General features: G+C 70.7%; 22 protein-coding genes, 1 tRNA gene and 1 riboswitch. Of the genes, 15 read left to right on the forward strand and 8 right to left on the reverse strand.

Going from position 1 to position 20,756, the window contains the following annotated elements; genetic code table 11:
• Window positions 1-37 precede the first annotated feature (37 nt).
• Window positions 38-316, forward strand: a complete 279-nt coding sequence (locus ACFVS9_RS00385; RefSeq protein WP_383117991.1) for a MoaD/ThiS family protein — start codon at window positions 38-40, stop codon at window positions 314-316.
• A complete protein-coding gene (locus tag ACFVS9_RS00390; RefSeq protein WP_389929136.1) occupies window positions 316-1,266 on the forward strand; it encodes a PLP-dependent cysteine synthase family protein in 951 nt (316 codons plus the stop codon). Before ACFVS9_RS00385 ends, ACFVS9_RS00390 begins: the two co-directional genes overlap by 1 nt.
• A 91-nt stretch (window positions 1,267-1,357) precedes the next feature.
• Here ACFVS9_RS00390 and ACFVS9_RS00395 read toward each other — a convergent pair whose 3' ends face one another.
• Window positions 1,358-1,840 (reverse strand): type II toxin-antitoxin system PemK/MazF family toxin, encoded by a 483-nt coding sequence (locus ACFVS9_RS00395; protein ID WP_383117989.1) that lies wholly within the window; start codon window positions 1,838-1,840, stop codon window positions 1,358-1,360.
• A 172-nt stretch (window positions 1,841-2,012) separates the two neighbouring features.
• Between ACFVS9_RS00395 and ACFVS9_RS00400 the strand changes: the two genes are divergently transcribed.
• On the forward strand, window positions 2,013-2,765 hold the full coding sequence (locus tag ACFVS9_RS00400) for an MBL fold metallo-hydrolase (protein ID WP_383117988.1): 753 nt from the start codon (window positions 2,013-2,015) through the stop codon (window positions 2,763-2,765).
• 82 nt (window positions 2,766-2,847) lie between these two features.
• Here the strand turns inward: ACFVS9_RS00400 and ACFVS9_RS00405 are convergent, their stop codons facing one another.
• Window positions 2,848-4,113 (reverse strand): PTS transporter subunit EIIC, encoded by a 1,266-nt coding sequence (locus ACFVS9_RS00405; protein WP_383113060.1) that lies wholly within the window; start codon window positions 4,111-4,113, stop codon window positions 2,848-2,850.
• 243 nt (window positions 4,114-4,356) lie between these two features.
• Window positions 4,357-5,616, reverse strand: coding sequence for a PTS transporter subunit EIIC (locus tag ACFVS9_RS00410; RefSeq protein WP_383113061.1), 1,260 nt, complete (start codon window positions 5,614-5,616; stop codon window positions 4,357-4,359).
• Window positions 5,617-5,837: 221 nt separating this feature from the next.
• Here ACFVS9_RS00410 and ACFVS9_RS00415 point away from each other — a divergent pair, with 221 nt between their 5' ends.
• The 4 genes from ACFVS9_RS00415 to rdgB all read left to right on the forward strand — a co-directional run bounded on the left by ACFVS9_RS00415 (window position 5,838) and on the right by rdgB (window position 8,050).
• Entirely contained in the window at window positions 5,838-6,071 is a 234-nt protein-coding gene (locus ACFVS9_RS00415; protein ID WP_014156020.1) for a glucose PTS transporter subunit EIIB, read from the forward strand.
• A 126-nt stretch (window positions 6,072-6,197) separates the two neighbouring features.
• On the forward strand, window positions 6,198-6,935 hold the full coding sequence (gene rph / locus ACFVS9_RS00420; RefSeq protein WP_383113062.1) for a ribonuclease PH: 738 nt from the start codon (window positions 6,198-6,200) through the stop codon (window positions 6,933-6,935).
• A 101-nt stretch (window positions 6,936-7,036) separates the two neighbouring features.
• Entirely contained in the window at window positions 7,037-7,426 is a 390-nt protein-coding gene (locus ACFVS9_RS00425) for a hypothetical protein (protein WP_389929140.1), read from the forward strand.
• Window positions 7,427-7,447: 21 nt separating this feature from the next.
• A complete protein-coding gene (gene rdgB / locus ACFVS9_RS00430; protein ID WP_389929142.1) occupies window positions 7,448-8,050 on the forward strand; it encodes an RdgB/HAM1 family non-canonical purine NTP pyrophosphatase in 603 nt (200 codons plus the stop codon).
• Between the two features lie 55 nt (window positions 8,051-8,105).
• Here the strand turns inward: rdgB and ACFVS9_RS00435 are convergent.
• The 3 genes from ACFVS9_RS00435 to bcp all read right to left on the reverse strand — a co-directional run bounded on the left by ACFVS9_RS00435 (window position 8,106) and on the right by bcp (window position 10,431).
• Window positions 8,106-8,189: transfer RNA gene (locus tag ACFVS9_RS00435), tRNA-Leu, on the reverse strand.
• Window positions 8,190-8,337: 148 nt separating this feature from the next.
• Window positions 8,338-9,834, reverse strand: coding sequence for a glycine betaine/L-proline transporter ProP (gene proP / locus ACFVS9_RS00440; protein WP_389929144.1), 1,497 nt, complete (start codon window positions 9,832-9,834; stop codon window positions 8,338-8,340).
• A gap of 129 nt (window positions 9,835-9,963) precedes the next feature.
• Window positions 9,964-10,431 (reverse strand): thioredoxin-dependent thiol peroxidase, encoded by a 468-nt coding sequence (bcp, locus tag ACFVS9_RS00445; RefSeq protein WP_383113066.1) that lies wholly within the window; start codon window positions 10,429-10,431, stop codon window positions 9,964-9,966.
• 129 nt (window positions 10,432-10,560) lie between these two features.
• Here bcp and ACFVS9_RS00450 point away from each other — a divergent pair, with 129 nt between their 5' ends.
• The 3 genes from ACFVS9_RS00450 to ACFVS9_RS00460 all read left to right on the forward strand — a co-directional run bounded on the left by ACFVS9_RS00450 (window position 10,561) and on the right by ACFVS9_RS00460 (window position 11,769).
• Entirely contained in the window at window positions 10,561-10,881 is a 321-nt protein-coding gene (locus tag ACFVS9_RS00450; RefSeq protein ID WP_383113067.1) for a DUF3618 domain-containing protein, read from the forward strand.
• 76 nt (window positions 10,882-10,957) lie between these two features.
• Window positions 10,958-11,293: a co-chaperone GroES gene (locus ACFVS9_RS00455; protein WP_033298980.1), complete on the forward strand. Its 336-nt coding sequence runs from the start codon at window positions 10,958-10,960 to the stop codon at window positions 11,291-11,293.
• A gap of 49 nt (window positions 11,294-11,342) precedes the next feature.
• Window positions 11,343-11,412: riboswitch (guanidine-III (ykkC-III) riboswitch) on the forward strand.
• Between the two features lie 36 nt (window positions 11,413-11,448).
• The gene (locus ACFVS9_RS00460; RefSeq protein WP_383113068.1) at window positions 11,449-11,769 is read left to right on the forward strand and encodes a DMT family transporter; all 321 of its coding nucleotides are present in this window, start codon (window positions 11,449-11,451) and stop codon (window positions 11,767-11,769) included.
• Between the two features lie 4 nt (window positions 11,770-11,773).
• Here the strand turns inward: ACFVS9_RS00460 and ACFVS9_RS00465 are convergent, their stop codons facing one another.
• On the reverse strand, window positions 11,774-14,227 hold the full coding sequence (locus tag ACFVS9_RS00465) for a transglycosylase domain-containing protein (RefSeq protein WP_389929147.1): 2,454 nt from the start codon (window positions 14,225-14,227) through the stop codon (window positions 11,774-11,776).
• 148 nt (window positions 14,228-14,375) lie between these two features.
• On the opposite strand from ACFVS9_RS00465, the gene ACFVS9_RS00470 reads away from it, so the two are divergent.
• Genes ACFVS9_RS00470 through ACFVS9_RS00485 form a run of 4 tightly spaced genes read left to right on the forward strand, consistent with a single transcriptional unit; the run spans window position 14,376 to window position 17,770 of the window.
• A complete protein-coding gene (locus tag ACFVS9_RS00470; RefSeq protein WP_383113070.1) occupies window positions 14,376-15,176 on the forward strand; it encodes an ABC transporter permease in 801 nt (266 codons plus the stop codon).
• A 1-nt stretch (window position 15,177) separates the two neighbouring features.
• Window positions 15,178-16,044 (forward strand): ABC transporter permease, encoded by an 867-nt coding sequence (locus ACFVS9_RS00475; RefSeq protein WP_383113160.1) that lies wholly within the window; start codon window positions 15,178-15,180, stop codon window positions 16,042-16,044.
• A gap of 18 nt (window positions 16,045-16,062) precedes the next feature.
• Window positions 16,063-17,031 (forward strand): ATP-binding cassette domain-containing protein, encoded by a 969-nt coding sequence (locus ACFVS9_RS00480; RefSeq protein ID WP_383113161.1) that lies wholly within the window; start codon window positions 16,063-16,065, stop codon window positions 17,029-17,031.
• A gap of 55 nt (window positions 17,032-17,086) precedes the next feature.
• A complete protein-coding gene (locus ACFVS9_RS00485) occupies window positions 17,087-17,770 on the forward strand; it encodes a DUF1707 domain-containing protein (RefSeq protein WP_383113162.1) in 684 nt (227 codons plus the stop codon).
• Window positions 17,771-17,819: 49 nt separating this feature from the next.
• Here the strand turns inward: ACFVS9_RS00485 and ACFVS9_RS00490 are convergent, their stop codons facing one another.
• On the reverse strand, window positions 17,820-19,082 hold the full coding sequence (locus tag ACFVS9_RS00490) for an SGNH/GDSL hydrolase family protein (RefSeq protein ID WP_389929149.1): 1,263 nt from the start codon (window positions 19,080-19,082) through the stop codon (window positions 17,820-17,822).
• A gap of 153 nt (window positions 19,083-19,235) precedes the next feature.
• Between ACFVS9_RS00490 and ACFVS9_RS00495 the strand changes: the two genes are divergently transcribed.
• A complete protein-coding gene (locus ACFVS9_RS00495; RefSeq protein WP_389929151.1) occupies window positions 19,236-20,567 on the forward strand; it encodes a DUF445 domain-containing protein in 1,332 nt (443 codons plus the stop codon).
• Window positions 20,568-20,756 lie beyond the last annotated feature (189 nt).

A 20,756-nucleotide genomic window follows, 5' to 3' on the forward strand; every position in this document is an offset into this window, starting at 1 on the left:
CCCCGCCACCTCCCCGCTTCCGACAGGAGCCCACGCCATGGCCATCGAGGTCCGCATCCCGACCATCCTCCGCACCTACACCGACGGCGCCAAGGCGGTCGAAGGCAGCGGGGAGACCCTCGCCGACCTCCTCGTCGACCTGGAGAGCCGTCACCACGGCATCCGTGAGCGCATCGTCGACGGCGACCAGCTCCGCCGCTTCGTGAACGTCTACCTCAACGACGAGGACGTCCGCTTCCTCGACGGCATCTCCACCAAGCTCAGCGACGGCGACAACGTCACCATCCTTCCGGCCGTCGCCGGCGGCATGCGCTGATGCGGTACGACTCCCCGCTGGCGGCCGTGGGCAACACGCCCCTGGTCCGCCTCCCCCGGCTGTCCCCGTCCGAGGACGTCCGCGTCTGGGCCAAGCTGGAGGACCGCAACCCCACCGGCTCGGTCAAGGACCGCCCGGCGCTCCACATGGTGGAGCAGGCGGAGAAGGACGGCCGCCTGACACCCGGCTGCACCATCCTCGAACCCACCAGCGGCAACACCGGCATCTCGCTCGCCATGGCGGCCAGGCTCAAGGGCTACCGCATCGTCTGCGTCATGCCGGAGAACACCTCGCAGGAACGGCGCGACCTGCTCACCATGTGGGGCGCCGAGATCATCTCCTCCCCGGCGGCCGGCGGCTCCAACACGGCCGTCCGCGTCGCCAAGGAGCTCTCGGCCGAACACCCCGACTGGGTCATGCTCTACCAGTACGGCAACCCGGACAACGCGGGTGCCCACTACGCCACCACCGGACCGGAGATCCTCGCCGACCTCCCCTCCATCACGCACTTCGTGGCCGGCCTCGGCACCACCGGCACCCTCATGGGCGTCGGCCGCTACCTCCGGGAGAACAAGCCGGACGTCAGCATCGTCGCCGCCGAACCGCGCTACGACGACCTCGTCTACGGCCTGCGCAACCTCGACGAGGGCTTCGTGCCCGAGCTCTACGACGCCTCGGTGCTCACCACCCGCTTCTCCGTCGGCTCCGCCGACGCCGTCACCCGCACCCGTGAGCTCCTCCAGCAGGAGGGCATCTTCGCGGGCGTCTCCACCGGCGCCGCACTCCACGCCGCCATCGGCGTCGGCCGCAAGGCCGTCAAGGCCGGCGAATCCGCGGACATCGTCTTCGTCGTCGCCGACGGCGGCTGGAAGTACCTGTCGACCGGCGTCTACACCGCGCCCACGACGGAAGCCGCCATCGAGACGCTGCACGGCCAGCTCTGGGCCTGACGGACTTTCACACCGCCCGGCCGGCGCCGGCGGCCTCGCGCTCCGGAGGCGCGGGACGGGAGGAACACCCCGCCCCGCGCCTCCCGCGCGTTCAGCCCAGGCCGCGCACCCGCCCCCACACCGCCCCGTCCAGCTCGCCCGCCTTCCGCCGGAACCCGGACACCGCGACGTCCCGCAGCTCGTCCGTCTCCAGGAAGCTCTGCCGGCCCCGCGCGTCGCCCACCGCACCCGGCGGCAGCGCGATCACGCCGGGCCGCTCCGTGTGATGCTTGCTGGTGATCTTGGCGACGACCGCCGTTCCGCCCCGCACCGACAGCACCAGGCACGGCCGGTCCTTCGACCCGGGCCCGTCCTCGAACGGCACGTCGGCCCACCAGATCTCCCCGGGCCGCGGCACACCGTGCGGCCGCCCCTTCTTCTTCTGCGGAGCCCTCTGCGGCGCCCGTCCGGGCGGGCGCGTCCGCCCGCCGGGACGACGCGGCCCGCGCCCGCCCCGCCCCCGCGCATCGGAGACCGTCGCCACGAGCGCCAGCAGGACCACGACGGCCGCGGCCGCCCACCACCACGAGTTCATGCCCCGACCGTACCGGCGCCCGGCGGCACCCGGCCTTCCATCGAACCGGTGACAGCACAGGTGAGTTCCCCCACAACGGCAGGCCGTGGAGGAGCGACCAGGTCTTTCGCGCCTTACGCTCGACGGACCGCACGAACCCTCCCCGTTCCCACGCCTCGGAGGTTCACGCTCCATGAAGCTCACCGTCGTCGGCTGCTCCGGCTCGTTCCCCTCCGCGGGTTCGGCATGCTCGAGCTACCTCGTAGAGGCCGACGGCTTCCGGCTGCTCCTCGACATGGGCAACGGCGCCCTGGGCGAGCTGCAGCGCCATGTAGGTCTCTACGACCTCGACGCCATCTTCCTCAGCCACCTCCATGCCGATCACTGCATCGACATGTGCGCGTACTTCGTCGTCCGGTACTACCGCTTCGACGGCGGACGCCCCGCCGCCATCCCCGTGTACGGCCCCGAGGGCACCGAGCAGCGGCTCACCACGGCCCACGCCGACACCCCGTCCGACCACGCGATGGGCGAGGTCTTCGACTTCCAGACGCTGAAGGCCGGCTCGTTCGATATCGGCCCCTTCTCGGTCCGCACGGAGAAGCTCCGCCACCCCGTCGACACGTTCGGCATCAGGATCGAGCACAACGGGCGCACCCTGACGTACTCCGGCGACACCGGAACCTGCGAAGCGCTGGCCGAACTCGCCGAGGACGCCGACCTGTTCCTCTGTGAAGCATCGTTCATCCATGGCAAGGAGGACATTCCAGACCTCCACCTCAACGGCCGCGAGGCAGGCGAGTACGCCGCCCGCGCCGGAGCGGGACGGCTGGTCCTCACGCACATCCCGCCGTGGACGGACGCCGAACGCAACCTCGCCGACGCCCGCGAGGTCTACGAGGGCCCGGTCGAGCTGGCCGTCCCCGGCGCGGTGTACGAGGTCTAGGGACCGGCGACGGTACGGCGAAGCCCCTCACCTCCGCGCGGGAGGTGAGGGGCTTCGCCGTACCGTGCGCGACCGGGCCGGACTACTTGGCCTCGGCCTTCTGGAGCTCGGCGAGCTCCTCGTCGGACTCGCGGCCCGGCGTCGGCAGGTTGAACTTCGTGATCGCGAAGCGGAAGACCACGTAGTAGACGACCGCGAAGCAGAGGCCGATCAGCACCAGCAGCCAGGGCTTCGACGCGATGCCCAGGTTCAGCAGGAAGTCGACGAGACCGGCCGAGAAGCCGAAGCCGTCCTTCATACCGAGCGCCCAGGTCAGGGCCATCGAGACACCGGTCAGCACCGCGTGGATCGCGTACAGCACCGGGGCGATGAACATGAAGGTGAACTCGATCGGCTCGGTCACACCGGTGACGAACGAGGTCAGCGCGAGGGAGAACATCATGCCGCCGACGACCTTGCGGCGCTCGGGGCGGGCACAGTGCACGATCGCGAGGCAGGCCGCGGGGAGGGCGAACATCATGATCGGGAAGAAGCCGGTCATGAACTGCCCGGCGTCCGGGTCGCCCGCGAGGAAGCGGGCGATGTCGCCGTGGGCGCCGTTGTACTCGCCGGCCTGGAACCACGGGAAGGAGTTCAGCAGGTGGTGCATGCCGACCGGGATCAGCGCGCGGTTGGCGACACCGAAGATGCCCGCGCCGACGGCGCCCGAACCGACCAGCCACTCACCGAAGTTGTGCAGGCCCGTGCCGAGCACCGGCCAGATGACGCCGAAGACGATGCCGATGACCAGGCCCGCGAAGGCCGAGAGGATCGGGACCAGGCGGCGGCCGCTGAAGAAGCCCGCCCAGTCGGGCAGCTTCGTGCGGTAGAACCGCTGGTACAGCAGGGCCACGACTATGCCCATCACGACACCGCCGAGCACACCCGCGTTGACCGGGGCGTCGCTCATCACGATCTTGCCGTCGGCCACGCTCGCGACCTGGGGCAGGTTGCTGTCGGTGAAGGTGGCGAGCACCTTCTGGAAGACCAGGTAACCGGTCACCGCGGCGAGCGCCGTCGAACCGTCCGACTTCTTCGCGAAGCCGATGGCGATGCCGACGGCGAACAGCAGGGCCATGTTGTCGAGGATGGCGCCGCCGCCCGCCGCCATGTAGCCGGCCAGCTTGGTGATGACGGTGGGGAACGACTCGCGGCCGAGCATGTCGGCATTGCCGAGCCGGACCAGCAGCGCCGCCGCGGGCAGGACGGCGACGGGCAGCATGAGGCTGCGGCCGATGCGCTGCATCACAGCCATCACGCCGGCGCCCCGCTTCTTGGCGGGGGCGGCCGGAGCGGTGTCCGTACTCATCAACTTCCTCCAGTTGGCAAGGCGCCGCCGGGGACAGGTGATGGGGTGGGCGGCGACTCGAGGAACGCGGCGGCAGAAACGGCCGCGTGGTCTGGACCACTGAGTGGTGTAGACCAGTTTTAGCACGGTGAGGGTTAGATAAGGAACCTTCAATTTGCCCCGTAGTGCACCCGCCACCCTGGGTGACGCGTCGAAGCCCCCGGACCGGGGGGTCCGGGGGCTTCGGGGGCCGGGCGGGGGCGCCTACTTCGTGAGGTCGTCCTCGATCTTCTTCTCCACCTCGGCGGGTTCGCGTCCCGGGGTCTGGAGGTCGAACTTCGTGATCGCGAACCGGAAGATCACGTAGTAGACGACCGCGAAGCACAGCCCGATCGGGATGATCAGCCAAGGCTTCGTGTCCAGGTGCCAGTTGACGACGTAGTCGATCAGTCCCGCCGAGAAGCTGAACCCCGCGTGGACGCCCAGCGCCCACGTCACGCCCATCGACACCCCGGTGAGGACCGCGTGCACCCCGTACAGCAGGGGGGCGACGAAGAGGAACGAGAACTCCAGGGGCTCGGTCACCCCCGTCACGAACGATGTCAGCGCCACGGACAGCATCAGCCCGGACACCTCCTTGCGCCGCTCCGGGCGCGCGGTGTGGGCGATGGCCAGCGCCGCGGCCGGCAGGCCGAACATCATGATCGGGAAGAACCCCGAGGTGAACTGTCCCGCGGACGGGTCCCCGGCGAAGAAGCGTGAGATGTCGCCCTGCGCGGTGCTGCCGTCGGGGCTGGTGAACTCGCCCGCCTGGAACCAGAAGAAGGTGTTCAGGAACTGGTGCATGCCGATGGGGATGAGCAGCCGGTTCGCGAAGCCGAAGATCGCCGCGCCCCAGGCGCCCAGATCGATCAGCTGCTTGGCGAACCAGGTCAGCGCGTCACCGACCGGCTGCCACAGCAGGCCGAACAGCACCCCCAGGATCACGCAGAGGAACGCCATCAGGATCGGTACCAGGCGGCGCCCGTTGAAGAAGCCGAGCCAGTCCACCAGCTTCGTACGGTGGTAGCGCTGCCAGACGACGGCGGTCAGCAGGCCGATGAGGATGCCGCCCAGGACCCCCGGGTTCTGCGGCACCCCGTCGGGGGTCGCGTCCGTCACCGAGCCGTCCACCGGGAAGGCCGTCAGCACGCCCCGGTAGACGAGGAAGCCGACGACGGCGGCGAGCGCCGTCGAGCCGTCCGCCTTCCTCGCGAACCCGATCGCGACCCCGATGCAGAAGAGGAGGGGGAGTCCCACCTCGCCGTCGAGGATCGCCGTGCCGCCGTTGAGGAGCACCTTCGCGAACTTGTCCCAGAAGGCGCCGTGCAGGGAGGAGTCGAAGAGGTTGCCGAGGCTGACGAGGAGGCCCGCGGCGGGCAGGACGGCCACCGGCAGCTGAAGGCTCCGGCCGACCTTCTGCAACCCCTGCACCGGCCCGTTCCACCAGGTCCGCTGCGGTGGTGCGGCCGCGTTCGAGCTCATCGGCGTCCTCCCGGAACAGGCGGGGTTTGGCGGTTCCCGCAAACTGGTGTAGACCAGTTCGGTACGGTGCGGAGCCCCGTCGGAAGGCGGGGCGCCGGTGATCGTCATCATGGGGGACGGTGCGGTTACCCGCCCGTGAAGTTGGTCCAACCGTGCGTTACCGTGATGAAACAGACCCACGGTGGGCCGCCCCCACGCACGCACAGACCAGGGAGAAGGACATGGCCAGCAAGGCTGAGAAGATCGTCGCCGGGCTCGGAGGTATCGAGAACATCGACGAGATCGAAGGCTGCATCACCCGCCTGCGCACCGAGGTCCACGACCCCAGCAAGGTCGACGAAGCCGCGCTCAAGGCCGCCGGCGCCCACGGCGTCGTCAAGATGGGCACCGCGATCCAGGTCGTCATCGGCACCGACGCCGACCCGATCGCCGCCGACATCGAAGACATGATGTGACCGGCTGACCCCGCCGGCCCACCACGGTCCCACGCGCAGGCCCCGCTCCGCCCCCCGACCGGCGAGGAGCGGGGCCTGCCGTGCACCCGAACGGACCCGGCCCGCCCAGCCGATAGGCTCGGCCCCATGTCTCGTATCGACGGCCGCACCCCCGAACAGCTCCGCCCGGTCACCATCGAACGCGGATGGAGCAAGCACGCCGAAGGCTCCGTGCTCGTCTCCTTCGGCGACACCAAGGTCTTCTGCACCGCCTCCGTCACCGAAGGCGTCCCGCGCTGGCGCAAGGGCAGCGGCGAAGGCTGGGTCACCGCCGAGTACTCCATGCTGCCCCGCTCCACCAACACCCGCGGCGACCGCGAGTCCGTACGCGGCAGGATCGGCGGCCGCACCCACGAGATCAGCCGTCTCATCGGCCGTTCCCTGCGCGCCGTGATCGACTACAAGGCCCTCGGCGAGAACACCGTCGTCCTCGACTGCGACGTCCTCCAGGCCGACGGAGGCACCCGCACCGCCGCCATCACCGGTGCCTACGTCGCCCTCGCGGACGCCGTCGCCTGGGCCCAGGGCAAGAAGCTCGTCAAGCACGGCCGCAAGCCCCTCACCGGCACCGTCGCCGCGGTCAGCGTCGGCATCGTCGACGGTGTCCCCCTCCTGGACCTCTGCTACGAGGAGGACGTGCGCGCCGAGACGGACATGAACGTGGTCTGCACGGGCGACGGCCGCTTCGTCGAGGTCCAGGGCACCGCCGAGGCCGCGCCCTTCGACCGTGACGAGCTCAACGCGCTCCTCGATCTCGCCACCGGCGGCTGCACCGACCTGGCCAAGCTTCAGGAGGAGGCGCTCGCCCGCACACTCGCCGGGTAAAGAAGCAACCAAAAGCGCAGGGCACAGCGTCGTAGCGGATACGGGCGCACGGGTCGAACCGTGCGCCCGTCCACGTATCCGCCCCGGGGAGGGACCGCACCATGGCCTCGCGCCGCCATCAACGCACCGCACTCACCGTCACGGCCGCCCTGCTGACCCTCACCGCGGCCGTCGGCTGCGGAGCCGTCGACAAGGCCATGGACTGCGTCCGCACCGCCGACGCCATCGCCACGAGCGTCAACAGCCTCCAGCAGGCGGTGTCCAGTGCCTCCGACGACCCGACACAGGCCTCGGAGGCACTCGACCGGATCGACCAGGACATCAAGGACCTCGGCGACACCACGGACGACGCCGACCTGAGCAAGGCCGTCGACGGCCTCCGGGCCGGCGTCACCAACGTCCGCGACGCCCTCGACAAGGGCGACACCACTCCTGACCTCACCCCCGTCACCGACGCGGCCACCGAGATCGGCAAGGTCTGCACCCCCTGACCGGACGGTGATAATCGACGCATGACGCGCCTGATCCTCGCCACCCGCAACGCCGGGAAAATCACCGAACTCCACGCGATCCTCGCCGACGCGGGCCTGACCCACGACCTCGTCGGCGCGGACGCGTACCCCGACGTCCCCGACGTCAAGGAGACCGGCACCACCTTCGCCGAGAACGCCCTCCTGAAGGCGCACGCCCTCGCCCGGGCCACCGGCCACCCCGCCGTCGCCGACGACAGCGGCCTCTGCGTCGACGTGCTCGGCGGGGCCCCCGGCATCTTCTCGGCCCGCTGGGCCGGCGCCCACGGCAACGACGCGGCCAACCTGGACCTGCTCCTCGCCCAGCTCTCCGACATCGACGCCCCGCACCGCGGCGCCCACTTCGCCTGCGCCGCGGCCCTGGCCCTCCCCGACGGCACGGAACGCGTGGTCGAGGGCCGCCTCACGGGCACGCTGCGCACTGCCCCGGCGGGCGCGTACGGCTTCGGCTACGACCCGGTCCTCCAGCCGGACGGCGAGACGCGGACCTGCGCGGAGCTGACCCCGGCGGAGAAGAACGCGATCAGCCACCGCGGCAAGGCGTTCAGGGCGCTGGTACCGGTGGTGCGGGAGCTGGTGGGCTGAGACCGGCACGGGAAAGGCTCAGCGCGTACGGGGACGGGCTGAGCCTTTCGTGCGGTACGCGAGAAGGGACTCGAACCCTCACGCCACTAGGGCACTGGTACCTAAAACCAGCCTGTCTAACCAGTTCCAGCACTCGCGCGTGCACCCCGCAGTCTACAAGGGGAATGCGCGGCGGGAGGGAAGAGGTCGAACCGCCTGCGCCACACCGCACCCGCGCGTACGGGACGCGGAAGGGCCCGTGCCGCTCCCGGGGGATGCGGTACGGGCCCTTCCGTGCGGAGCGCGCGTCAGAACTTCGGGTCCGGCGTCTGGGAGTGGACCAGTTCGGCCGCCTCCGCCTCCGTCTCCACCGAGGGCGGGGAGCCGGCCAGCGGCTGGTTGGCGGTCTCCTTCATGCAGGCCACCGCGATCACGCCGACCAGGGCCGCCGCCATCGCGTAGTACGCCGGCATGAGGTTCGACCCGGTCCAGCTGATCAGGGCCGTGATCACCAGCGGGGTCGTACCGCCGAAGATCGAGGCCGAGAGGTTGTAGCCGACCGACAGGGAGCCGTAGCGGACGTTGGTCGGGAACAGGGCCGGCAGGGCGGCGGACATCGTGCCGAGCATGCAGACCAGGGAGAGGCCCAGCATCACCATGCCGATGACGATCGCCGGGATGCTGCCCTGCCGGATCAGCAGGAAGGACGGCAGGGACAGGACCAGGAAGCCGAGCATGCCCGCCATCAGCAGCGGCTTGCGGCCGTAGCGGTCCGAGAGCTTGCCGAACCTGCTGATGATCATCATCAGGAAGACCATCACGGCGAGCAGGATGAGCAGGCCGTGCGTCTCGCTGTAGCCGAGCTCGTCCGAGAGGTACGTCGGCATGTACGACAGCAGCATGTAGTCGGTGATGTTGTACGCGCCGACGAGGGCGATGCAGAGGATCAGCGTCGGCCAGTACTGGCGGAAGATCTTCGCGAGGTCGCCCTTCGCGGTGGACTCGACGTGGTCGGCGGCCTCGGTGGCGTGGGCGGTGCCGCCCTCCAGCTTCTGGAAGGCGGGGGTCTCGTCCAGGCGGAGCCGCAGGTAGAGGCCTACGAGGCCGAGGGGACCGGCGACGAGGAACGGGATGCGCCAGCCCCAGGACTCCATCTGGCCGGTGTCCAGGAGGGCGTACAGCAGGGTGACGAGTCCCGCGGCGCCGACGTACCCGGCCAGGGTGCCGAATTCGAGGAAGCTGCCGAAGAAGCCGCGGCGCTTGTCGGGGGCGTACTCGGCGATGAAGGTCGAGGCGCCGCCGTACTCGCCGCCGGTGGAGAAGCCCTGGAGCATCCGGAAGAAGATGAGCAGGACCGCGGCCCAGACACCGATGGTGTCGTGGGAGGGGATGAGGCCGATCGCGAAGGTGCCGACCGCCATGAGGATCATGGTGAGGGCCAGCACCTTCTTACGGCCGATCTTGTCGCCCATGGGGCCGAAGAACATGCCGCCGAGCGGCCGGACCAGGAAGGCCACGGCGAAGGTCGCGAACGACGAGAGGAGCTGGGTGGTGTCGTTCCCCGAGGGGAAGAAGACGTGCCCGAGGGTGACGGCCAGGTAGGAGTAGATGCCGAAGTCGAACCACTCCATGGCGTTACCGAGCGAGGCGGCCTTCACCGCGCGCTTGACCGCCTGGTCGTCGGTGATCGTGATGTCCGTGCGACGGAGCCGGGGGTTCTGGCGCTTCCGGATGACCCGGAAGAGCGCCGGGTGGCGTTTGACCGCATCAGGGTCGGCCGCCTGGTGGGGGTCGGAGGCCGCCATGGCCGGTTCCTTTCGTCGAACGGTGTTCCAGGAAAGGCTTCTGCGCAGTCATGGCGGTTGCAAACCGGATCAACGGGTGTTTGCGACCTCGCTCACACCATTGTGGGCTGGTATGCCCACGAATGGGGGTCAGATACCCAGGTCTTTGATGATCTTGGCGACGTGACCGGTCGCCTTGACGTTGTAGAGGGCCTTCTCCACCTTGCCCTCTTCGTCGACCACGACGGTGGAGCGGATCACGCCCGTCACCACTTTGCCGTAGAGCTTCTTCTCGCCGAACGCGCCGTAGGCCTCCAGGGTCTCCTTGGAGGGGTCGCCGACCAGGGTGACCTTCAGGTTCTCCTTCTCGCGGAACTTCGCGAGCTTCTCCGGGCTGTCGGGCGACACGCCGATGACGTCGTAGCCCGCGCCGGTGAGGAGGTCGAGGTTGTCCGTGAAGTCGCAGGCCTGCTTGGTGCAGCCGGGGGTGAGCGCGGCGGGGTAGAAGTAGACGATGACCTTGCGGCCCTTGTGGTCCGAGAGCGAGACGTCGTTCCCGTCGGCGTCCGGAAGGGTGAAGGCGGGGGCGGTGTCGCCGGTCTGGAGTCGCTCGCTCATGTTTCTCCTCGAGTGGCACGCGTGCTGTGTGGCACCGAGCGTAATAGGGGGTGCCGCCGGGTGTGGGGGCGGCCGAGCTGACAGACTGTCGATGACGGTTTACCCGACGACGACCACGGAGGCGGCGCAGTGTCGGATACCAGGACCCCTGCGCAGATCGAGGCGGACATCATCAGCAGGCGCGAGCAGCTTGCGGTGGTGCTGGACGAGATCGGGGTGCGGGTGCACCCGAAGACGATGATCGGCGACGCGAAGGCCAGGGTCGCGTCGACGGTGGACCGGACGGCCGGGCGTGCGTTCGTCGCGGTGAACCGCTCGGTCTCGGACGTGAAGGCGCAGTTCGTGGCAGAGGACGGTTCGCCGCGGCTGGAGCGCGTGATCCCGGCGGCGCTGGTGGTGGCCGGAGCGGTGGCGCTGCTGACGGTGTCGACGCGGCGCAAGCGGCGCTGAGGGCGGATTCCGGGCGGCCCTGGGGCGTGTGGAGCGGTCCGGGGCAGGTAGGTTTCTGCGCGTGAGCGACAACGGCATGAGCAACACCGACGACAAGCTGCCGATCCGGATGCTGCACGACCGTGTGCTGGTCCGGTCGGATTCACCCGAGGGTGAACGGCGGTCGGGCGGCGGCATCCTGATCCCGGCGACCGCGGCGGTCGGGCGGCGCCTGGCGTGGGCCGCGGTGGTCGCGGTGGGCCAGAACGTGCGGACCGTGGAGCCGGGCGACCGGGTGCTGTACGACCCGGAGGACCGCGCCGAGGTCGAGGTGCGGGGTGTGGCGTACGTGCTGATGCGCGAGCGGGACCTGCACGCGGTGGCGGCGGACCGGTTCGAGGGTTCGGTGGATTCGACCGGGCTGTACCTGTAGGCGACTGTTTCGTGTGGGCCCGGTGACGGTCGTCACCGGGCCTTTCGGCTGTTCGTCGCTACGGTGGTGTGACCCCCGACGAGACGCGCCGTACCGGGTTTCCGCAAAGACGACGCACCCGTGTTGTCCGCGTGATCCGTCGTGGAGGTGCTGTCGTGGCGTGGGTGCTGCTGATCGTGGCCGGGCTGCTGGAAGTGGGCTGGTCGATCGGGATGAAGTACACCGAGGGGTTCACCCGGCTGTGGCCGAGCGTGTTCACCGGGCTGGGGATCGTGGCCAGCATGACGCTGCTGGCGCAGGCGGCGAAGACGCTGCCGATCGGGACGGCGTACGGCGTGTGGGTGGGGATCGGCGCGGCCGGTGCGGCGGTGCTGGGCATGGTGGTGCTGAACGAGCCGGTGACCGCGGCCCGGATCTTCTTCGTCTGTCTGCTGCTGGTGGCCGTCGTCGGGCTGAAGGCGACGTCCGGGCACTGAGTGGTCAGGGGCGGGTGGGGCCCTGGGGGTCCTGCCCGCCCCCTTCGCGCGGGTCACCGGGGCCGTCGCCCGCGGGGCGGTCGCCGTCCGGACCGGCCGGGTCCTGGCGGTCCGGCCCGGTGAGGGGGTGCCGGACGGCCGGCCGGGCGACGGGGCCGGGTGTGGCCGACGCGGTGGCGGGGTCTGCGGTGCGGGGCCCTCCGTGGGCTCCTGAGGGGGCGTCCGGTGCGTGGGAGCGGGCGCTGTCCCGTTCCTCACGGGGCTCGCGGGTGCCGGGCTTCCCGGTGCCCCGGCCGTCCCCCGGCTTCCTGGAGTGTCCGGGGGAGGGGCTTCCGTCAGGGTCCGGGCTCCCGTCGGGGTCGGGCTCCTCGGGGCCCTCGTCGGCCTCCAGCTGGAAGTCCTTGACGGGGCTGCCCTCCAGCGCCGCCCTGGTGTACGCGGCCCAGGTCTGGGCGGGTGCGCCGCCGCCGTTCATGCGGGCCAGGCCGAGTGCGCCGTAGAGGGGCTTCTGGACGCCGGTCCCGGGGTCCTGGCCCATGACGGCGATGACGGTGGCGAGGTCGGGTGTGTAGCCGGCGAACCAGGCGGCCTTGTCCTCCTCGGCGGTGCCCGTCTTGCCCGCGGCGGGGCGTCCGGCTCCCCCGGCGGCGGTGCCGGTGCCGCCGTCCACGACGCTGCGCAGGACGGAGGTGGTGGTGTCGGCGGCTTCGCGGCTGATGGCCCGTCGGGTGGTCCTGGCGGGGAGGTCGAGGTCGGTGGCGTTCTTGCTGATCCTGGAGACGAGGGTGTGGGCGCGCTGCCTGCCGTGGTCGGCGAGGGTGGCGTAGGCGGAGGCCATGTCGAGGACGCTGGCGGTGGCGGGGCCGAGCGCGATGGAGGGGGAGGCGGTGAGGTCGGGGGTGCCGCTGGGGACGCCGAGGGCGATGGCGGTGTCCCTGACCTGGGCGGGGCCGACGTCCTGGGCCATCTGAGCGTAGACGGCGTTGACGGACTTGTCGGTGGCCTCGCGGACGGTGATGGAGCCGTAGTCGACGTCGTCCTCGTTGGCGGGGGAGTAGTCGGTGGATCCGGTGGTGCCCTGGACGGTGCGTTCGTTCGTGCCGTCGTAGCGGGTGTTGGGGGTGATGGGGCGGTCCTTCTGGGTGGTGGACCCGTGGGCGAGGGCGGCGGCCAGGACGAACGGCTTGAACGTCGATCCGACCTGGTAGTCGCGGCGGGTGGCGTTGTTGACGTACTGCTTCGTGTAGTCGACACCGCCGTAGAGGGCGACGACCTCGCCGGTGGCCGGGTCGATGGAGGCGCCGCCCGCGCGGACGTTGCGGTCGGCCTCGCGGTCGTCGCTGGTCTTGGACAGGACGTTGTCCTTGACCGCCTCGACGAGGGCGTCCTGCTTCTTCTTCCGGAGCGTGGTGGTGATGCGGTAGCCGCCGGTGGCGAGGGTGGCCTCGGTGATGATCCGGTTGCTGACGAGGTAGGCCTCGACGGCCTGGACGATGTAGCCGCGCTGGCCGGAGAGGGCGGTGGCGGGCTTGGCCTCGCCGGGGACGGGGAACGCCATGGCGTCGCGGTCCGCGGCGCTGAGCCAGTGGTGCTCGACCATGCCGTCGAGCACGTAGTGCCAGCGGGCGAGCACGGCGTCCTTGTTCTCCGGGTGGGCGACGACGTCGTAGGAGCTGGGGGCGTTCAGCAGGGAGGCGAGGTAGGCGCCTTCGCCGGCGTCGAGGTCCTCGACGTCCTTGCCGTAGTAGGCGTGGGAGGCGGCCTGGATGCCGTAGGCGTTGCGCCCGAAGTAGCTGGTGTTGAGGTAGCCCTCGAGGATCTCGTCCTTGCTCTGTTCGCGGTCGAGCTTGATGGAGATGAAGAGTTCCTTGGCCTTGCGGACGACGGTCTGTTCCTGGCCGAGGTAGTAGTTCTTGACGTACTGCTGGGTGATGGTGGAGCCGCCCTGCCTGCCCTTGCCGGTGAGGGTGTTCCAGCCGGCGCGGAAGGTGGCTTTGACGTCGATGGCGTCCTCGGAGTAGAAGTCCCGGTCCTCGGCCGCGAGTACGGCGTGCTGGATGGTGCGGGGGACGCGCCGCAGGGGGATGTTCTCGCGGTCGATCTCGCCGTCGCGGGCGATGACGGTGCCGTCCTCGTACGTGTAGACGTTGGACTGGGCGGTCGCGGCGGCGTTGGCCGCGGGGATGTCGACGAGCTGGTAGCCGGCGATGAATCCGCCGACGAGGAGGACCGCGAGCAGGAGGAGGCCTCCGAGCACCATGCGCCAGGTGGGGAGGGCGCGACGCCAGCCGGTGCGCTTGGGCCGCTTGGGGCGTTTCGTGCGCTCCTCGGGTTCCTTTGCGCCGTTCGTGTGCTGGGTGTCGGGTGCGGGGGCCGCGGCCGAGGGTTCTCGGGGGGCCCAGCCCTCGGAGCCCTGCTGACCAGGGTCTCCGCTGTGCTGCGGTGGCTCGTGGCTCATGACGGTGGAGGCTCCTCGACTGCGGATGATTTTCCTATAGTGCACTTTTCGGGCGGAGAACCCTCGGACTTCCCGCACGGAAACGGGGTCGCGGCGGCCTGTCGCGGTGGACTAGGGTCGTGCGCTTTGGCGGAGGAGGGGGGCGAGGGTGCGGCTCTATGCCGTGGTGGCGGCCGGCGGGTTCCGGCGGTACGCCACCTACCGGATGGCGACGCTCGCGGGGGTGTTCACCAACACCGTCTTCGGTTTCATCATGGCCTACACCTACACGGCCCTGTGGGACGAGCGCCCGCAGCTCGGCGGGTACGACATGTCGCAGGCGCTGACCTACGTGTGGCTGGGCCAGGCCCTGCTGATGACCTGCGCGATGATGGGCGGCGGCTTCGAGGACGAGCTGATGGAGCGCATCCGTACGGGCGACATCGCGGTCGACCTGTACCGGCCCGTCGACCTCCAGCTGTGGTGGCTGGCGGGGGACCTGGGCCGGGCGGCGTTCCATCTGCTGGGGCGCGGGATCGTTCCGCTGGTGCTGGGGGCCCTGGCCTTCGATCTGGCGCTGCCGTCCTCGCCGTGGACCTGGCTCGCCTTCCTGGTGTCGGTGGCGCTGGGGGTGGTGGTGAGCTTCGCGGTGCGGTTCCTGGTGGCGCTGTCGGCCTTCTGGCTGATGGACGGGGCCGGGGCCATGCAGATGGCCTGGCTGGCGGGGCTGTTCTTCTCCGGGATGCTGCTGCCGCTGAACCTGTTCCCCGGGGTGCTCGGCGAGGTGGCCCGCGCGCTGCCGTGGTCGTCCCTGCTCCAGGTGCCGGCCGATGTGTTCCTGGGCCGGCACACGGGCTGGGATCTGGCGGGGGCGTACGTCTTCCAGGCCGGCTGGGCGGTGGTCCTGCTGCTCGCGGGGCGGCTGTTGCAGTCGGTGGCGACCAGGAGGGTGGTGGTCCAGGGTGGCTGAGGTGGAGGCCGGGGCCGGGCGGCGGGCCGTGGAGCCGGGGGTGGTGTTCGCCGAGCGGTCGCGGCTGGTCGAGGGCGTGCGGGCGTACCGGCTGATCGTGACGATGTGGCTGCGCTCGACGATGGCCTACCGCGCGTCGTTCGTGATGACGGCCGTCGGGAACTTCGTGGCGACGGGCTTCGACTTCGTCACGATCATGCTGATGTTCGCGCACGTCGACGTGCTGGGCGGGTTCACCCTGCCGGAGGTCGCCCTGCTCTACGGGACGTCGGCGACCGCGTTCGGGCTGGCCGACCTCGTGATGGGGTCGATGGACCGGCTGGGGCGACGGGTGCGGGACGGGACGCTGGACACGCTCCTGGTGCGGCCGGTGCCCGTGCTCGCGCAGGTCGCGGCGGACCGGTTCGCGCTGCGCAGGCTGGGGCGGATCACGCAGGGGCTGCTGGTGCTGGGCTACGCCCTGCTGTCGCTGGACATCGCGTGGACGCCGCTGAAGGTGGTGATGCTGCCGCTGACGCTGCTGAGCGGGGCGGCGATCTTCGGGGCGGTGTTCGTGGTGGGGGCGGCGTTCCAGTTCTTCGCCCAGGACGCCTCGGAGGTGCAGAACGCGTTCACGTACGGGGGGACGACGCTGTTGCAGTACCCGCCGTCGGTGTTCGCGAAGGACCTGGTGCGCGGGGTGACCTTCGTGGTGCCGCTGGCGTTCGTGAGCTGGCTGCCGGCCCTGTACGTGCTGGGCCGGGACTATCCGCTGGACCTGCCCCGGTGGGTGGCGTTCCTGCCGCCGGTGGTCGCCGCGGGGTGCTGGGTGCTCGCGGGGCTGGCGTGGCGGAAGGGGCTGCGGGCGTACCGCAGTACGGGAAGCTGAGGAGTGGGCGTGGACGAGATGGACTTCATCGAGCTCGACGGCGTGGAGAAGGTCTTCGACGTGCGCCGCAGGACGGGCTTCATGCGGCGTGAACGGCGTGAGGTGCGGGCGGTGGACGGGATCAGCTTCCGGGTGCCGCGCGGCGAGATGGTCGGCTACATCGGCCCGAACGGGGCCGGCAAGTCGACGACGATCAAGATGCTGACGGGCATTCTCACCCCGAGCGGCGGCCGGCTGCGGGTCGCGGGGATCGACCCCTCCCGGGAGCGCACGAAGCTGGCGCACCGGATCGGGGTGGTGTTCGGGCAGCGTACGACGCTGTGGTGGGACCTGCCGTTGCGTGATTCGTACGCGCTGATGCACCGCATGTACCGGATCCCTGACCGGCGTTACCGGGAGAACCTGGAGCGGTGCGTCGAACTCCTCGATCTGGGCGCGCTGTTGGAGGTGCCGGTGCGTCAGCTGTCGTTGGGGCAGCGGATGCGGGGCGACATCGCGGCGGCGCTGCTGCACGATCCGGAGGTGCTGTACCTGGACGAGCCGACCATCGGGCTGGACGTGGTGTCCAAGGCCAAGGTGCGCGGATTCCTGAGGGACCTGAACGCGGAGCGGTCCACGACGGTGCTGCTGACCACGCACGACCTGACCGACATCGAGCAGTTGTGCAAGCGGGTGATGGTGATCGACCACGGCCGGCTGATGTATGACGGCGCGCTCGCCGGGCTGCACGAGGTGGGGGAGAGCGAGCGCACCCTGGTCGTGGACCTGGAGCGCGAACTCCCGCCGATCGAGCTGGGGTCGGAGCCCTCGGTGCGGGTCGTGAAGGTGGAGGGGCCCCGGCAGTGGCTGGCGTTCCCCGCGTCGGCGTCGGCAGCGCCGCTGGTGGCGCGCATCGCGGCGGACTATCCGCTGGTCGATCTGTCGGTGCGGGAGCCGGACATCGAGTCGGTGATCGCGAAGATGTACGTGTCGGATCCGGCTCACTAGGCCCCTTCGGGGATTGCTCTATAGGGTGCGCGGTATGACAAGTGAAAGCCCGGACATGCGTGCCTCCGACGCGGAACGTGAGCGGGTCGCGGAGACCCTGCGGGAGGCCGTGGCCGAGGGCCGGCTGGAGATGGACGAGTTCGAGCAGCGGCTCGACGCGACGTTCAAGGCGCGCACGCACGGGGAGTTGGTCCCCCTCGTACGCGATCTCCCGGTGCCGGGCGGTGCCGCCGGGCCGGTGACCGGTGCGGTGGCCGAGCGCAAGGGCTCGTCCGCCGGCTGGCCGGCCCGGATCGGGGGCACGGCCACCTCCTCGGGCGCGTTCGCCTTCTGGGGCGGGTTCAACCGCAAGGGCCGCTGGACGGTGGGGCCCAGGTTCACCGCGTTCGCGATGTGGGGCGGTGGCGAGATCGATCTGCGGGAGGCCCACTTCGCGGAGCGCGACGTCGTGATCCGCTGCTTCACGATCATGGGCGGTATGCAGGTGACGGTGCCGCCGGACCTCAACGTCCAGGTCAGCGGCCTCGGCATCATGGGCGGCTTCGGGGAGCACTCCAAGCTCGACGAGGAGGCGGAGCCCGCTCCGGACGCCCCGCGGGTGAAGATCACCGGGTTCGCGCTGATGGGCGGGGTCGGTGTGGAGCGCAAGCGGACCAGGGCGGCGAAGCGGCGGCTCCAGGAGCAGGAGCGCGAGCGGCTGCGGCGTGACGAGGGCGACGGGCGCAAGGAGCTCGGCTGAGCCGGGCGGTCCGCGACGGCGGCCGTCCCGGCGGGACGGCCCCGGTGCGTCAGAAGGCGTCGGACTTCGGTGTCCCGTCCACGGCGTCGAGGTCTATGGCGCGGCCCAGGGCCCGGTAGCCGGCGTCGTTGAAGTGGAGCCGGTCGCCCGAGTCGTATGCGGGCAGGACGCGTTGGGGCGCGTACGGGTCCCGTACGGCCCGGTCGAAGTCGAGGTACGCGTCGAAGATCCGGCCGGAGCGGATCTCCTGGTTGACGGCGAGGCGCACGCTGTTGCGTGCGGGGGTCCAGGTTCCGTATCCCTGGAAGGGCGTCAGTGTCGCCCCGACGACCCGCAGTCCCCGGGCGTGTGCGCGCTCGGTGAGGGAGCGGAGTCCCGAGGTGATGCGCCGGGCGTCGGGTTCCTGGGGGAACTGCTGCACGTCGTTGATGCCGAGCGCGATGATCACGGTCTTCGCGCCGGCGACGGACAGGACGTCGCGCTCGAAGCGGTGGGTGGCGCTCGGGCCGCCCAGGTTCTTCACGCCGTTCGCGGTGAGCGGGCTGTCGCGCAGCAGGCGGTTGCCGGCTATGCCCTGGTTGGCGATCCCGTAGGCGTGTCCGAGGCGGTCGGAGAGGACGTCGGTCCAGCGGCTGTTGGCGTCGGTGGTGGAACCGCTGCCCGCGGTGAGGGAGTCGCCGATGACGACGATCGCGCCGGGCGAGGCCGTGTTGCGGACGTCGACGGCCGTCAGGTAGCGCCACCGGGTGGTGCTCCAGGTGCCGTGGTCGTCGGCCAGGAAGGAGGTCTGGTGGGTGTTGGGGTGCTGGGTGACGGGCCCGTCGGCGTAGGGGGTGCGGAGGGTGACCTCCAGGTCGGCGTCGGGGGCGACGGGTACGACGACGGGGTCGCTGACGACCTGCCGGCCCGGGGCGACGGTCACGGTGGGCCGCCCCCGGAAGGTCACCGGGCGCGTGTTGACCGCTGCCCGGTCGACGACGAGCGGGGTGGCGCCGAAGAGGTTGGACAGGGTGATGCGGGCGGCGTCACCACCGACGCTGGTGTGCACGATGTTGCGGATGGTGCGGCCGGGGTAGCCCTGTCCGGCATGCGGTTCCGCGCTGACGGGGGCCGCGGTCCAGGTGGCGACCCAGGTGCCGGCGGAGGTGGCCGGTGCGGCGGGATCGAGGGCCGCCGTGTGGTTCCGGGTCCCGCCGGGCGGTGTCCGGGGTCCGTCGGAGACCAGCGAGGTGCCGAACGCGGCGGCGGTGGCGAGCGTCGCGGTTCCCGCCACGAGGGCGATGAGCAGGGCGTACCCCTGGCGCCTGGGCATCTGCGGTGTTTCTCCTTGCGGTGTCCGGCCCGCTGTCCGGGCTGCTCTCATGATGCGACAGGCCCCGGGGAACTCGACGTGCGGCCCAGGAGTAGGTCAGGTAGGGACAATGCGTACGGCACGGCGTGACGCGTACGCGGACGGGTGGAGCGGATGGAACAGGACGCGGGACAGGGAACGGCACCGGAGGCTTCCGGCGGGCGGCCGGGGCCGGGCCTGGGCGGCTTCGCGTACACCGCGGCCGACGAGGAGAAGCAGCGCGGCGTGCGCCGTATGAAGACCACCGCCACGGGTCTGCTCCTGCTCGTCGCGCTCGTGTACGTCCTCGCCACCTGGGCGAAGAACGCGGGTGTGGGCGGCTGGCCGGGCTACGTCGCAGCGGCCGCCGAGGCCGGGATGGTGGGTGCGCTGGCGGACTGGTTCGCCGTCACGGCGCTCTTCCGGCGCCCGCTCGGTCTGCCCATCCCCCACACCGCCATCATCCCCACCAAGAAGGATCAGCTGGGGGCGTCGCTCGGTTCCTTCGTGGGCGAGAATTTTCTCTCCGGGGACGTCGTTCGTGACCGAATTCACGCGCTGGGGGTCGGGGCTCGGCTCGGTGCCTGGCTGTCGGAGCCGGAACACGCGGACCGGGTCACCGCCGAGCTGGCCACCGCGCTGCGCGGGGCGCTGACCGTGCTGCGGGACTCCGATGTGCAGGCGGTCGTCGGGGAGGCGATCACCCGGCGGGCCGACGCGGCGGAAGTCGGCCCGGGGATGGGCAAGATGCTGGAGAAGATCGTCGCGGACGGCGGCCACCGCAGGGTCGTCGACCTCGTCTGCGTGCGGGCGCACGACTGGCTCGTCCTGCACGGGGACTCCGTGATGGACGCGGTGCAGGGCGGGGCGCCGGGCTGGACCCCGCGGTTCGTCGACAAGCGGGTGGGGGAGCGGGTCTACAAGGAGCTGCTGCGCTTCGTCACGGAGATGCGGGACATGCCGGGGCATCCGGCGCGCGGCTCGATCGACACGTTCCTGACGGACTTCGCCGCCGACCTCCAGACCGACTCGGACACCCGGGCCCGGGTGGAGCGGCTGAAGTCGGAGATCCTGGGGCGCGGTGAGGTCCAGGACGTCATCGCCTCCGCCTGGTCCTCGGTGCGCACGATGATCATCGCGGCGGCCGAGGACGAGCGCAGCGAGCTGCGGATGCGGGCCCGCGCGTCGCTGATGTCGCTGGGCGCCAAGCTGTCCACGGACAAGCGGTTGCAGGCCAAGCTGGAGGGCTGGCTGGAGGATGCCGCGGCGTACGTCGTCACGACGTACCGCACGGAGATCACCTCGCTGATCAGCGACACGGTGGCCGGCTGGGACGCGGACCAGACCTCGAAGAAGATCGAGGCGCACATCGGCCGCGACCTGCAGTTCATCCGGATCAACGGCACGGTGGTGGGCGCGCTGGCCGGGCTGGCGATCTACTCGGTGTCGCACGCGCTGGGAGGCTGACCGGGGGCGTGCCCGTCCTGTCGCACGGACACGTCCCCGGGTCACGCGGGGAGTTGCAACCCCCAGTACGCACCCCTTGGCGCCCGTGTTCAATCCCCGGGGCCGGACTTTCTCGGACGGGTGCCGTCCGCCGGGCCGGGCCGCTCCGCCCGCCGTGCCGTGGGGGCGGGTCCCGGTCACCTGGTCCGC

The organism is Streptomyces sp. NPDC058008 (assembly GCF_042886395.1).
Classification (GTDB): domain Bacteria; phylum Actinomycetota; class Actinomycetes; order Streptomycetales; family Streptomycetaceae; genus Streptomyces.